The sequence below is a fragment of the Streptomyces sp. NPDC000941 genome (genome assembly GCF_053599555.1).
The window spans coordinates 20,226-32,748 of sequence record NZ_JBSFMM010000053.1 but is presented as its reverse complement, the minus strand read 5'-3'; the positions used below and the strand labels follow the sequence as shown (position 1 = coordinate 32,748).

Genomic DNA, 12,523 nt, shown 5'->3' with positions numbered 1-12,523 from the left:
GGCCCGATTGCGCCGTTGATCCGGCGATCCCCCCATAGGGCCGCGGGGATCGCGGAGAGCGGACGAGAGGAGTGTCGCGGTGGGTACGTCCACGTCAGAGGGGCGGCGACGGGATGCGCAGGGCACTCGGCGGCGGTTGCTCGAGGCCGCGTCCGCGCTGTTCGCCGAGCGGGGTTACGAGCGGACGACGGTCCGCGATATCGCGGACCGGGCCGGGGCGAACCAGGCGCTGCTCTTCCGCTACTTCGGCTCGAAACGAGCGCTGTTCGGCAAGGTGGTGGCACACGACGGGCTGGAGCAGATGCGCAGCACCCCGCCCGATGAACTGCTCGAGGCCGTGCTGCGCGGGATGCTCGCGCACCGCGGAAGAGAGCCGGGCAGCCGCGCGCTGGCCACCCTGCTGCGCTCCGTCGGCAGCGGTGACGAGATCGGTACGGCGGTACGTTCGATCAGCGACGACTACGCGCGGGTGCTGGCGTCCCTGAGCAGCGCCGACAACCATGCGCTGCGGGCGGATCTGGCGTTGTCCTGGATGCTCGGCATCGGCATGATGCGGGTGGTCGTCGGCAAGGAGCCGCTGGCCGACGCCGATCCGGACGAGGTGTGCGCGCTGGTCATGGTGGCGCTCGGCACCCTGCTCGACGGCCTGTCCGAGATGCCGGGGCAGGGTTCGGCGCAGGGGCGGGGTTCGGTGAACACCGAAACATCGGCCCTTTAGTGTTTGTGCCATGCACATTCCACAAGGGGACACCGAATGACGCCGGGCGAGATGGTCGCCGTCTTCGTGGCGGGCACCAGCGCCGGCGCCATCAACACGGTCGTCGGTTCGGGCACCCTGATCACCTTCCCGGTGCTGCTCGCGACGGGCCTGCCACCCGTCACGGCCACGGTGTCCAACGCACTGGGACTGATCCCCGGCTCCGTCAGCGGAGCCATCGGTTATCGGAGCGAACTCAGCGGCCAGCGCCGGCGCATCCTGAAGTTCGGTGTCGGCGCCGTGCTGGGCAGCCTGACCGGCGCCACACTGCTCCTGGCCCTGCCCGCGTCGGCGTTCGAGACGATCGTCCCCGTGCTGGTCGGGCTCGCCCTCCTGATGGTGGCGCTCCAGCCCGTGATCAGCGCGAAGGTGCGCAGCCGCCGTGAGAAGGCCGGGCGGACCGCGCGCCGCGACGGCGGCCCGCTGCTGTTCATCGGCCTGATGCTGGCCAGCGTCTACGGCGGCTACTTCGCCGCCGCGCAGGGGATCATCTACATGTCTCTGATGGGCATCCTGCTCGACGAGCCCCTGCAACGCCTCAACGCCACCAAGAACGTCCTCGCCGCCATCGTCAACTCGGTCGCCGCGCTCTTCTTCCTCTTCGTCGCGGAGTTCGACTGGACGGCCGTGGCGCTCATCGCGGTCGGTTCCGCGCTCGGCGGCCAACTCGGCGCCAAGGCCGGCCGTCGGCTGCGCCCCGTGGTCCTGCGGACCCTCATCGTCACGGTCGGCACGGTGGCCATCGTCCAGATGCTGGTCGGCTAGTTCAGAGGGTGTTCAGGGGATGGTACGGCGGTTGGCCAGCACGACGGCGCCTCCGGCGAGCGCGGCGGCCGCGACGACGGCGCTGAAGACGGTGGTGCCACGGGACAGCCCGACCGCGTCGCTGAGGTATCCGACCGCGACCGGCAGCAGCCCGGCGGGCACGTAACCGCCGACGTTCAGCGCCGCGTTGGCCTCGGCCAGCCGGGCGGCCGGCACTTGGGCGCTGATCAGCGTGAGCCCGCCCAGCTGCCCCATCCCCTGCCCCGCGCCGGCCAGGACCGCAGCGAGGGCCAGCAGCGGGGTGGCGGACAGCTGGACGGCCAGCGCCAGCGAGGCCATGGCCAGGGCGGTCGACACGGCCCCGGCCGTCAGGATGGCGCCCACCCTCAGCCGCCGTACGGCGAACTGGACGGCGGTCGCCGCCGTGAACATCACGAAGGCGGTGGCTCCGGCCACCACCCGGCTGGTGGTGCCGAGCAGCTCCGCCAGCAGTGAGGGGCCGAGCGAGAGGACGAAGGAGGTGGAGGTGATACCGGGGGCGAACACCACGATGCCCAGCAGGAGATGGACACGGTTGGCGCGCGGTACGGACGGCACCCGGACCCAGGCGCCGGGCCGGGGCGCGGAGCCCGACCGGGACCCGGTGGCGGGGCGGCGCAGCGGCATACGCAGCACGGCCAGCACCGCCAGGGCCAGCAGCGCGATCTCCACCAGGAACACCGTGACCGTGGGGCCGGGCAGGGTCTCCGACAGGATCCCGGCCAGCAGCGGGCCGAGCCCCGCGCCCAGGACCATGGCCGTGGAGGCCAGCAGCGCGGCTAGCCGCTTGCGATCCGGTCCCGCGACATCGGTCACGGCCGCCATGCCCGCCGAGACGATGGAGCCGACCGCCACCCCGCTCAGCAGCCGCGCGAGCGCGAGCGCCACGATCGAACCGGCCGTCGCGAACAGCACACTGGCCACGATCCCCAGCGCGAGCGCCGGGAGCAGCACCGGCTTGCGGCCGACCCGGTCCGACACCACCCCGGCCACCAGCAGGGCCGCGATCAGACCCACGATGTAGCAGGCGAAGACGACGGTCAGCATCCCGGAGGAGAACCCGAGCTCCTGCCGCCACAGGACATAGAGCGGGGTCGCCGTGTTGGACAGGATGAACACGGCGGTCACCGGCCATGCCGCGAGCCAGACTTCCCGGCGCGGCGTCACCGGGGTTTCGGTGTGCCGGGCGCTCGTTGCGATCCCCATGGGGTCCCCTCCAAACCGCACAGCAAGCTGTACGAGAAAAGTCGAACCATTAGTACGAGGAGAGTCGAACATAATCTCCTGTACGATTCAACTCGTACTGATGGTCGCGCTGTCTCGATGGAGGTGACGTGGATGCCGCAGACCGCCACGGCCCACAGGTTCGCCGCCCCCTACCCCGCCCCCGCCGACCTGCCGGAACCCCTGCCCGAGCCAGCCCGTGACGAGCTGCGCCTCGAGGTGGTGATGGGCGCGCTGAGCGACCCGCTGCGCATGGGCGTGGTCCGCACGCTGCTGCTGGAGTCGGAGGCGTACGACCACCCGTGCGGCTGGTTCGGCATCGACCGCCCGAAGTCCTCGCTCACCCACCACTTCCGCGCCCTGCGCGACGCGGGGCTGATCCGGCAGCGCCAGTACGGCCTGGAGCGCCGCAGCCATGTGCGCATCGACGATCTTCAGGCGCGGTTTCCCGGACTGCTCGACCTGATCGCGGACTGGACCCCGCCCGAGGGATGAACCCCGCGGAGCGCTGAGTCCTACGAGGCGCTGAGTCCCGCTGGGCGCCGAGCCCGCGACTCACCCCGTGGCCAGGGCCTCCACGGCGGCGATGGTGCGGTCGACGACCACGTCGTACAGCCGGCGCTGGGCGTCCGGCAGCCCGGGCAGCAGCGGGGCCACGGCCTCCTGCTCCTCCTGGGGGCGCAGCGCCAAGGCCTCCCGCAGCCCGGCCATCTTCTGCTCGGCGGGGCGCCGGTGGGTCTCGTACACGGCGTGGCCGATCACGGTGGAGCAGATGAGGGTGACGGCCAGGGCGAGCTCGTCCTCGCCCAGCCGCAGCGGGCGCAGCACACGGGTGAGGGTGACCAGCGCGGGCACCCACGCGGGCTGTTCGGTCGCGGCCATATAAGAGAGCAGCTGCCGGTAGGGCCGCAGACGCTCGCGGCTGGTGTGCATCCAGGCGCGCAGTTGGTCCTGCCAGGTGTCGCCGGGCGGTTCGGTGTGCTCCGCGTCCGCGATGATCCGGTCGGCGACGGCCTGCAGCAGATCGTCGCGGTCCGGGAAGTAGCGGTAGAGGGCCATGGGGGCGGAGTCCACGGCCTCGGCGACGCGTTTGATCGTCAGCACGACCCCGGGCTCACGCGCCGCCAGTTCCGCGGCGGCGCGGACGATCTGATCGCGCGACAGGCGTGGCGGACGCCCCCTTCCCCTACGGGCCGTCCCGTCCGCCTGCTGCGCCATCCGGTGCATCCCTCTTCCGTCCGTCCCCCCGGCCCGCCGACGCGGGCACCGGGGGTCAAGGCTACGGCCCGGGCACGGGCCCCGTGTCGCGTCCCTTGCCGGGCCCCGCGGGCCGTGTCAGCGTGGCGAGCGTTATGTCCCGCCCCCTCACCTCGGGAGATCTCCGGTGACCGCACCTTCCCTGCCCGCGGACGTCGCGCGCGCCCGCCGCCATGGCATCGCCGACCTGCTGTCGCGGACCGCGGCGCGGGTGCCCGCCAGGACGGCGGTCGTCTTCGGCGCGCTCCGCCAGACGTATGCGGAGCTGGACGCGCTGGTGAGCCGGACCGCGGGGGCGCTCGCGGCCCGGGGGGTCGCCCAGGGCGACCGGGTCGTGTTGTACGCCCGCAACTCGCACGGTTTCGTGGCGGCCTACTTCGCGCTCGCCCGGCTGGGGGCGGTGTCGGTGCCGGTCAACTTCATGCTGACGCCGCCGGAAGTCGCGTACGTGCTGCGCCACTCCGGCGCCGTCGGCGTCATCGCGGGCGCCGACCTGATCGGCGCCGCAGACGCCGCCTTGGCCGAGGCCGCGCCGCCGCGGGTCGCGCTGCGGGCCGCGATCGGCGGGTCGGAGGGGCGGGCCGGCTGGGAGGACCTGGCGGCGCTGGGCGCGGAGGAGGGCCATCCGGTGCCCGACCCGGTGGTGGCCGACGACGAGCCCGTGCAGCTGATGTACACCTCGGGCACCGAGTCGCGGCCCAAGGGCGCCATCATGACCAGCCGCGGTCTCATCTCCCAGTACCAGACGGCGATCGTCGACGGCGGCATGTCCGGCGACGATGTGGAGGTCCACGCGCTGCCGCTGTACCACTGCGCCCAGTTGCACGCCTTTCTCACCCCGGACGTCTACCTCGGCGCCACCTCGGTCGTCCTCCCCGGCCCCGATCCGGCGGCGCTGCTCGCGGCGGTGGCGGCCGAGCGGGCGACCAAGCTGTTCGCGCCGCCGACCGTATGGATCTCGCTACTGCGCCACCCGGAGTTCGACCGCCACGACCTGTCCTCGCTGCGCAAGGGGTACTACGGCGCCGCGGCCATGCCGGTGCCCGTGCTGGCCGAGCTGCGCCGGCGGCTGCCGGGCCTGGCGCTGTACAACTTCTACGGGCAGACCGAGATGTCGCCGATCGCGACCGTGCTGGGCCCGGCCGACCAGGAACGCAAGGCGGGTTCGGCGGGGCGACCCGGTCTGCATGTGGAGACCCGGCTCGTCGACGAGCGGGACCGCCCGGTGGCACCGGGGACGGTCGGCGAGATCGTGCACCGCGGCCCGCATGTCACACCGGGCTACTGGCGGGACCCGGAGCGGACGGCGGAGGCGTTCCGGGGCGGCTGGTTCCACAGCGGCGACCTCGGCGTCTTCGACGAGGAGGGGTATCTGACGATCGTCGACCGCAAGAAGGACATGGTCAACAGCGGTGGGGAGAACGTCTCGGGGCGCGAGGTGGAGGAGGTCGTCCACGCCCATCCGGCGGTCACGGAGGCCGCGGTGTTCGGTGTGCCGCACCCGTACTGGATCGAGGCGGTGACGGCGGTGGTGGTGACCGGGACCGGCCGGCGGCCCTCGGCCGAGGAGCTGATCGCGCACTGCCGGAAGGGGCTTGCGGGCTTCAAGGTGCCCAAGTACGTGGTCTTCGCCGAGTCGCTGCCGAAGAACCCGAGCGGCAAGATCCTCAAGCGTGAACTCCGGGCGAAATACGCCTACTTGGGCGAGGCCACCGACCCCGCCCAGATTTGACGTACGCGTTACACAAAAATATGCGACACTTGCCGCCGCTCCCCTGAGGGGACGTCATACAGCAGCGGCGGCACGGCGCGTTCCGTGGCGTCGGCACTCCGGAGGACACCCGTGGCCCAAGCGCCCCATACCGCCGAGACGACGGCGGACACCCACGCGCCACGCACCGGACCGGTGGTCGCGGTGCTCGCCTTCGGCGGGATCGTGGTCGCCCTGATGCAGACGCTCGTGGTGCCGCTGGTCCCGGACCTCCCGGGGCTGCTGCACACCTCGGCCTCGGACGCCTCGTGGGCGATCACCGCCACGCTGCTGGCGGGCGCGGTGGCCACCCCCGTACTGGGGCGGCTCGGGGACATGTACGGCAAGCGCCGGATGCTGCTGATCAGCCTGGGGATGCTGGTGGCCGGGTCGGTGGTGTGCGCGCTCAGCGACTCGCTCGCGCCCATGGTCGTCGGCCGTACGCTGCAGGGCTTCTCGTCGGGTGTCATCCCGCTGGGCATCAGCATCATGCGCGACGAACTCCCGGCCGAGCGGCTGGGCTCGGCCATGGCGCTGATGAGTTCATCGCTGGGCGTGGGCGGCGCGCTGGGGCTGCCCGGCGCCGCGGCCCTGGCCGAACACGCCGACTGGCATGTGCTGTTCTGGGTGTCGGCGGCCGCCGGCGTGGTGGTGATCGCACTGGTGCTGGCGGTGGTGCCGGAGTCCCCGGTCCAAGGCGGCGGCAGATTCGACGTGGTGGGGGCGATCGGTCTTTCGGCCGGACTGCTGTGTCTGCTGCTGGCGGTCTCCAAGGGCGCGGACTGGGGCTGGACCAGCGCGCTCACCGACGGGCTGTTCAGCGCGGCGGTGGTGATCCTGCTGCTGTGGGGGCGGTGGGAGCTGCGCACCGGCCAGCCGCTGGTGGATCTGCGCACCACGGCGCGCCGTCAGGTGCTGCTGACCAATCTCGCCTCGATCGTGATCGGCTTCGCGATGTACGGCATGTCGCTGGCGCTGCCGCAGCTGCTCCAACTGCCGGAGGTCACCGGCTACGGCCTGGGCCAGTCGATGATGACGGCGGGTCTGTGCCTGGGCCCCTCCGGGCTGGTGATGATGGCCGTGTCGCCGGTCTCCGCGCGGATCACCGCCACCAAGGGGCCCAAGGTCTCGCTGCTGCTCGGCTCCGCGGTGATCGCCGTCGGCTATCTGCTGGCCATCGTCCTCATGGCCGAGGTCTGGCAGATCGTCCTGGTCTCCTGTGTCATCGGCGCCGGGATCGGCTTCGCGTACGCCGCCATGCCGGCGCTGATCATGTCGGCGGTGCCGGTGTCCGAAACGGGTGCGGCCAACGGCCTGAACACCCTGATGCGGGCCATCGGCACCTCGACCTCCAGCGCGGTGGTCGGCGTGGTCCTGGCCCATATGACCACCCGTCTCGGCCCGTTGGCGGTGCCTTCCGAGGACGGTTTCCGCACCGCCTTCGCCATGGGCGCCGGCGGTGCGGTGGTGGCGCTGCTGATCGCCGCGCTGATACCGGGGAAGGGCGCGGAACGGTCCTCGGAGGGCACCGCCGCCGGCGTACCGGCCGGACCGCAGCCGGTACGCCAGGGCTGAGCCCCGTTCAGGGCCCTGGCGGCAGTGACGTCAGGGCCCTGGTGGCAGTGGCGGTGGTGAGGGCCTGGGGTCAGGCGAGCTCGACCCCGGGCCGTCCGTTCTCCACCCGCAGCCGCGCCAGGGTCCGCGCCGCCGACTGTGGCTGGACCACGGTGTCCACGATCCGCACCTGGGCGTCGATACCGCCGCGGTCGATGTCGAAGAAGTGGTATCCCCGGTGGGCGTCGAGGAGCTTCCAGTGCGGGTTGTCGGGCACCAGCGGGTCGAACTCGGCGTGGAAGGCCGCCTGGTCCTGGTCCCCGTTCGAGGAGATGGACGTGCCCACGAACTCGGCCCCCACCACCGGCGAGGCGGGATCGGCGAAGTCCCGCTTGAGGTCGCTGATCATCGTCAGATGGCGGTCCCCGGAGAGCACCACCGGGTTGCGGACCTGGGCGAACTCGGCCATCAGCTCATTGCGCTCCGCCTGGTAGCCGTCCCAGGCGTCGTAGAACCAGAGCTTGCCGGGGCCCGCGAGCCGGTCGGTCTCGGCCATCATGATCTGTGAACCGATCAGGTTCCAGCGGGCGGGCGAGCGGCGCAGCCCGTCCAGCAGCCACTGCTTCTGCTCGGCGCCGAGCATCGTCAGCAGCGGGTTCTGCGCGGCCTCCTGCGTGGTGACCTGGTCGCTGCGGTACTGCCGGGTGTCCAGCACCTGCAGCCGGACCAGGCTGCCGAAGTCCAGGCTGCGGTACATCTTGATGTGCGGGCCGTTGGGCACCGCGGTGGCGCGCACCGGCATGTGCTCGTAGTACGCCTGGTAGGCGGCGGTCAGCCGGGCGACGAACGCGTCGTGCGACTGCTTGTCCGGGTCCTGGGGGATCTCGCCCGCCCAGTCGTTGTCCACCTCGTGGTCGTCGAAGGTGACGATCCAGGGCGCCTGGGCGTGCATCCGGGCGAGGTCGGGGTCGGTGTGGTACTGGGCGTAACGGTTGCGGTACTGGACGAGCGAGTACGGCTCGCCCGTGCCCTCGTGGCGGCGTGCGCCGGTGGCGGCGGGCGTGCTCTCGTAGATGTAGTCGCCGATGAACAGCACGGCGTCCGGGTCCTGTTCGGCCATGTCGGCGTACGGCGTGAAGTAGCCGTGCTGCCAGTTCTGGCAGGAGGCCAGGGCCAGCCGCAGCGGGGTGGCGACGTGCGGCGAGGGGGCGGTGCGGGTGCGGCCGGCCGGGGATATCTGGTCCGCGGCGCGGAACCGGTACCAGTACTCGCGGTGCGGCCGCAGACCGCGTACGTCCACGTGGACGCTGTGCCCGAGGGCGGGCAGGGCCTGTGCGTTCCCCTGCCTGACGATGCGCCGGAAGCGCGGGTCCTCGGCCACCTGCCAGGCGACGTCGACGGCCCGGTCGGGCATGCCGCCGCCGTTCAGCGGGTCGGGGGCGAGGCGGGTCCACAGCACCACCCCGTCGGGCAGCGGGTCACCCGAGGCCACGCCCAGGGTGAAAACACCGCTGGGGAGCGCGGGATCCGCGGCGCGCGCGGTGCCCGCGAGGGCCAACTGGCCTGCGGTTGCCGCGCCGACGGCCGCGGCGCCGGCGGCGGCGGCGAGGAATCGACGTCTGTCGGATGGGCGTCTGTCGGATGGCTGTGCTTCGGCCTGTCCAGGCATGGCGGTCCCTCTCGTCCGTCAAGCGATGGGTCATGGCGACCGGACGTGACGTTTTCAGGGCCACCTGGGACGGACCCTTAACGGCAACCGTCCAGAAGATGACGCGTGCATGTTCAGTAGGCGTTCAACGGGCCTGTTATGCAAGCTCCTTGTAATAGAAACTGCAGTCCTGGAGGGTGCCGGCCGGATCCGCGGCGTACCCGGGGACGATGCCATAGCGGGTCCAGCCGGCCGCGCCGTAGAGGTGGTCCGCGACGCTGTCGGTCTCGGTGTCCAGCATCAGGAGGGTGGCCCCGGTCTCGGCGGCGGCCCGTTCCGCGGTGGCGAGGAGCGCGCGGCCCAGGCCCTGGCCACGGGCCTCGCGGTGCACGATGAGCTTCAGAACCTCGGCGCGGTGGCGGCCGTTGGGCTTGCCCTCCAGGGCCAGGCTGACGGTACCCGAGATGCCGTCGGGGCCCTGGGTGACCCAGACGGCGAGGCTGCCATCGGCCACCGCGGACTGCCGGGCGCGCCACCAGTCCACCGCCGCGCTCTGGTCGAAGGAGGCGAGGAAGCCGAGGGAGAAGCCGCCGCGAACGGCGTCGACCAGCAGGTCGGCCAGGCTTTTGACGCTGTCGTGGAACGTGTCGGCGGACAGCCGGGTGATGGTGTGCAAGACGTGCTTCCTTCGCTGGGCGCTGGGCAGAAAGACAGACAGTGGCGCGCGCTCACGGCGGGACGACCACCACGGCGTAGCGCACCGGATCGGGCCCCGGGCAGCGGAACCGCGACCGGTCCCACAGCCGGAAGCGCAGACAGTCCCCCGCCCGCAGCTCATGCGTCGCGCCGCCCACGGTGACCTCGAGGACCCCGTCCAGCACCCAGATGTGCTGCTCCAGGCCGGGCACGGGCGGGGTGTCGTACGAGATGTCGGCGCCCGGCCGCAGATTCCCCTCGACGAGCTCGCCGCGCAGCCCGGGGTGGGGCGGGGACACCGACCGCCGGGTGAAGCCCGACTTCTCGTCCCGCCACACCGCCTGCCGGTCGGCCCGGACCACCCGGGGCGGCTCCTCCTCCACCTCGGCGAGCAGCCGGGACATGGTCCGTTCGTACGCCGCGCACAACTTGCCCAGCAGCGCCGCGGTCGGGCTGATCTCCGCCCGCTCCAGCCGGGACAGCGTGGAGCGGCTGACGCCCGTACGCCGCGCCAGTTCGTCCAAGGACCAGCCGCGCTCCACCCGCAGTTCGGCGAGGCGAACCGCGAGCCGGGCCTCCAGGGGCTCGGGGCCGGGCGACGCCTCCTCGTCCACCAACACCTTCTCTCTCACAACCGGGAATGTATCCCAGATATGAGAGAGCGAGAAGGGGTCGGGGTGTCGTGCCGGGCTAGTCGCGGGGGAGCAGCGGGCCCAGCGGGCCGAGGTCGATGTTCAGGTCGTCCTGGGTCAGGCCGAAGTGCTCGCGCAGCTCGGCCATGTTCTTCTCCAGGGCCATCAGGGTCAGCCCCAGCTCCTCGATCTGCTCGTCGCTGAGGTCGCCCTGGTCGACCCGGCGCAGCGCTTGACGCTCCATCAGCTGGCGCAGCAGCTCCACGATGGTCAGCACCAGGCCGGCCAGGCTGTGCCGCACCGACTCGGGGTCCACGGTGATGCGCCGCGGGTCGCCGGGACGGCGCTCGTCGTGGAGGCGGTGATCGGGGCGCCGGTCGTCAGGGGTGCGGTCGGTGGTCATCTTCGGCTTCCACTCCGGCTTCCACTCGTACGGAAGCGATCAGTGCCCGAAGGGAGATGCGCACGAGATCGATGTCGGCGATGCACAAAGTGATCTCCCCGCTGATCACGACCCCTCCCGCCAGCACCCGGTCGAGCAGGTCCACCAGGGCCACCTCACGCCGTTCGACCGCGCCCGTCACGGCTCCTCCGCCTCCGGCCGCGGCAGGGCCGTGAACGAGTACGGCGGCCATGGGCCGCTGAGCTCCAGGCCGACCTCGGGGAAGCGCTCCCCGAGCGCGGTCACGGCGGCGGCGAACGCGTCGGTGCGGTCATCCGGCACCAGATAGGAGTTGTTGAGGACCATCCAGCCCTCGTACGCGGCGAGCGCCGCGTCCTGCGGCGGGTGTTCGGCGGTGGCGACCGCCAGTTCGGCCAGGGTCGCGTGGACCTCCTCCGCCCGCTCGGTGGCGCGCAGATGGGCCGTCTCCTGCTCCTGGCGCTGGGTGCGGCGGCGCGCGAGATAGGCCGCGCCGGGCCGCCCGCCGCCCTCGGCCGCGCCCTCGGCGGGGTCCGGGAGGAAGGCCCGGGGATCGACATAGGCCTTTACGCCCCACTCGGTCCGCCCGGCCACCCGCCGCAGCGCGGACGCGAAGTCCGCTTGCCGTTCCGCCAGCATGGCGCGGACCCGTTCGTCGTCGTGGTAGAGCGTCGCGAAGCGCAGCGGAACGACATGGCGCCGGCCGGCGGCGGCGTCGATGACCCGGTGGTGGGCGCGGGCCGCCCGCTCCAGCCAGCGCAGATCCTCCAAGTGCTCGCGCAGCGCCCGCTCGTCGAAGTCGCTCCGCGGTACGGAGCCGACCACGGCCGCCAGTCCCCCGCCCTCGACCACGCGCACCGGCTCGTCCGCCACGCCGGTGAGGCCCGCGGGCGCACCGGCGTCGGCCACGTCGGCGGATGCCACCGCGTACAGCCACGTGGCCTCGGGCCCGGTCACCCTTGCCCCTCTCCTTCACTGCCTTCTTGCCGTTCTTCACGTTCCTCTCGGCGCGCGCCGCGGCCGCTCTCCAGCTCGCCGATCCGCCGCCGCAGCTGTTCGTTCTCCTCCAGGACGTCCCGGGCGCCGGAGGAGAGCGTGGGGTCGTGCTCCCACCAGTCGATGCCCATCTCACGGGCCCGGTCGACGGAGGCCACCAGCAGCCGGATCTTGATCGTGAGCAGTTCGATGTCCAGCAGATTGATCCGGATGTCCCCCGCGATGACAATCCCCTTGTCGAGCACGCGCTCGAGGATGTCCGCCAGGTTGGCGGGTTCGTGGCGGGCCGGCTCAGGGGCGGCGCCCATGCGCCGGCTCGGCACGAACCCACGATCCGAGCCGAAGTTCTCGCTCATCAGCCCTCCTCGGCCCCGCCCCGGGAGTAGCGCTTACCGCGCCGGTAGGAGACGAGATCGCCGTGGTCGTCCACCGTGATCCGGTAGAGTGCGAGGATGTCCGCGGTGTCCGGCACCCGGTGGGTCTCCACCACCTCGACGCCCACGGTCCAGCCCTCCTCGCCGCGCTCCAGCGAGACCACGCCCTCGGGTTCCTCCCCGGTCAGCTCGCACACCTGACGCACGGCGCTCACCGCGGCCCCGCGGGCGTCCATGGTCCGCCGCCGGGGGCGTGCCCGGCGGTCCTCGTGGCGGTCCGGGTCGCGGTCATCGCGGCGGTCCCGCTCGTCCTCGCGACGGTCCGGCTCGCGCTCGTCGCGGCGGTCCCGCACACGGTTCTCGCGGCGGCCCCGACCGTGATCGCGGTCGTCCCCTTCCGCACGGGACAC

The 12,523-nt window shown here is 72.2% G+C and carries 15 protein-coding genes; 5 read left to right on the top strand and 10 right to left on the bottom strand.

Translation table 11 applies throughout. The annotated features are described in order from the left end of the window. Window positions 1-79: 79 nt before the first annotated feature. Both ACWDSL_RS19130 and ACWDSL_RS19125 read left to right on the top strand, forming a co-directional pair. A complete protein-coding gene (locus ACWDSL_RS19130; RefSeq protein WP_450486805.1) occupies window positions 80-718 on the top strand; it encodes a TetR/AcrR family transcriptional regulator in 639 nt (212 codons plus the stop codon). 36 nt (window positions 719-754) lie between these two features. Continuing rightward, window positions 755-1,522: a sulfite exporter TauE/SafE family protein gene (locus tag ACWDSL_RS19125; protein WP_450486803.1), complete on the top strand. Its 768-nt coding sequence runs from the start codon at window positions 755-757 to the stop codon at window positions 1,520-1,522. A gap of 12 nt (window positions 1,523-1,534) precedes the next feature. Here the strand turns inward: ACWDSL_RS19125 and ACWDSL_RS19120 are convergent, their stop codons facing one another. Then, a complete protein-coding gene (locus ACWDSL_RS19120) occupies window positions 1,535-2,767 on the bottom strand; it encodes an MFS transporter (protein WP_450486801.1) in 1,233 nt (410 codons plus the stop codon). Between the two features lie 132 nt (window positions 2,768-2,899). Between ACWDSL_RS19120 and ACWDSL_RS19115 the strand changes: the two genes are divergently transcribed. Further along, window positions 2,900-3,280 (top strand): ArsR/SmtB family transcription factor, encoded by a 381-nt coding sequence (locus ACWDSL_RS19115; protein ID WP_450486799.1) that lies wholly within the window; start codon window positions 2,900-2,902, stop codon window positions 3,278-3,280. A gap of 60 nt (window positions 3,281-3,340) precedes the next feature. On the opposite strand, the gene ACWDSL_RS19110 is transcribed toward ACWDSL_RS19115, so the two are convergent. Beyond that, entirely contained in the window at window positions 3,341-4,003 is a 663-nt protein-coding gene (locus ACWDSL_RS19110) for a TetR/AcrR family transcriptional regulator (protein ID WP_450486797.1), read from the bottom strand. 166 nt (window positions 4,004-4,169) lie between these two features. Here ACWDSL_RS19110 and ACWDSL_RS19105 point away from each other — a divergent pair, with 166 nt between their 5' ends. Together ACWDSL_RS19105 and ACWDSL_RS19100 are read left to right on the top strand one after the other, a co-directional pair. Continuing rightward, window positions 4,170-5,774 (top strand): fatty acyl-CoA synthetase, encoded by a 1,605-nt coding sequence (locus tag ACWDSL_RS19105; protein ID WP_450486795.1) that lies wholly within the window; start codon window positions 4,170-4,172, stop codon window positions 5,772-5,774. 111 nt (window positions 5,775-5,885) lie between these two features. After that, window positions 5,886-7,367 (top strand): MFS transporter, encoded by a 1,482-nt coding sequence (locus ACWDSL_RS19100; protein WP_450486793.1) that lies wholly within the window; start codon window positions 5,886-5,888, stop codon window positions 7,365-7,367. A gap of 70 nt (window positions 7,368-7,437) precedes the next feature. Here the strand turns inward: ACWDSL_RS19100 and ACWDSL_RS19095 are convergent, their stop codons facing one another. The 8 genes from ACWDSL_RS19095 to ACWDSL_RS19060 form a co-directional block, all read right to left on the bottom strand. Beyond that, window positions 7,438-9,015 (bottom strand): alkaline phosphatase D family protein, encoded by a 1,578-nt coding sequence (locus ACWDSL_RS19095; protein ID WP_450486791.1) that lies wholly within the window; start codon window positions 9,013-9,015, stop codon window positions 7,438-7,440. Between the two features lie 136 nt (window positions 9,016-9,151). Continuing rightward, on the bottom strand, window positions 9,152-9,670 hold the full coding sequence (locus tag ACWDSL_RS19090) for a GNAT family N-acetyltransferase (protein ID WP_450486789.1): 519 nt from the start codon (window positions 9,668-9,670) through the stop codon (window positions 9,152-9,154). 52 nt (window positions 9,671-9,722) lie between these two features. Then, window positions 9,723-10,322 (bottom strand): helix-turn-helix domain-containing protein, encoded by a 600-nt coding sequence (locus ACWDSL_RS19085; protein ID WP_450486787.1) that lies wholly within the window; start codon window positions 10,320-10,322, stop codon window positions 9,723-9,725. A gap of 58 nt (window positions 10,323-10,380) precedes the next feature. After that, window positions 10,381-10,725, bottom strand: a complete 345-nt coding sequence (locus tag ACWDSL_RS19080; protein WP_450486785.1) for a gas vesicle protein K — start codon at window positions 10,723-10,725, stop codon at window positions 10,381-10,383. Then, window positions 10,703-10,906: a gas vesicle protein gene (locus ACWDSL_RS19075; protein WP_450486783.1), complete on the bottom strand. Its 204-nt coding sequence runs from the start codon at window positions 10,904-10,906 to the stop codon at window positions 10,703-10,705. Before ACWDSL_RS19075 ends, ACWDSL_RS19080 begins: the two co-directional genes overlap by 23 nt. After that, window positions 10,903-11,700, bottom strand: a complete 798-nt coding sequence (locus ACWDSL_RS19070) for a GvpL/GvpF family gas vesicle protein (RefSeq protein WP_450486781.1) — start codon at window positions 11,698-11,700, stop codon at window positions 10,903-10,905. Before ACWDSL_RS19070 ends, ACWDSL_RS19075 begins: the two co-directional genes overlap by 4 nt. Then, complete coding sequence (locus ACWDSL_RS19065) at window positions 11,697-12,095, bottom strand: gas vesicle protein (protein WP_450486779.1); 399 nt, start codon at window positions 12,093-12,095, stop codon at window positions 11,697-11,699. The genes ACWDSL_RS19070 and ACWDSL_RS19065 overlap by 4 nt, the downstream gene beginning before the upstream one ends. Continuing rightward, complete coding sequence (locus ACWDSL_RS19060; protein ID WP_450486777.1) at window positions 12,095-12,523, bottom strand: gas vesicle protein GvpO; 429 nt, start codon at window positions 12,521-12,523, stop codon at window positions 12,095-12,097. The genes ACWDSL_RS19065 and ACWDSL_RS19060 overlap by 1 nt, the downstream gene beginning before the upstream one ends.